Genomic DNA, 247 nt, shown 5'->3' with positions numbered 1-247 from the left:
CATCATTTTGTTGAGAATTAGTCGATTTTGGTAACTGAGAATATACCAAATGAGCCTCTGATTTCCCTGAATTCTGAAATTTCTGAGTTGAACCTTCCTTCTTTTTAAAGTATTCTGTTTCCTCTTTCGGTAAATCACTATTTAACATAATAATGTCAGGAATAGTAAAATTTCCCTCATTTATTTGAACTTTTTGAGGATATGGAATTAAATTCAGTTTTTTTTGAGAAAAAATTGTAGTTGAAAC

The 247-nt window shown here is 29.1% G+C and carries 1 pseudogene; it reads right to left on the bottom strand.

The features are described from left to right. Positions 1-247: pseudogene (locus tag SCA31_RS24895) on the bottom strand (beta-N-acetylhexosaminidase); the annotation flags it as partial.

Origin of the sequence: Chryseobacterium sp. SIMBA_028 (assembly GCF_046535285.1) — a bacterium.
Classification (GTDB): domain Bacteria; phylum Bacteroidota; class Bacteroidia; order Flavobacteriales; family Weeksellaceae; genus Chryseobacterium.
This window is presented reverse-complemented; position numbering and strand designations above follow the sequence as displayed.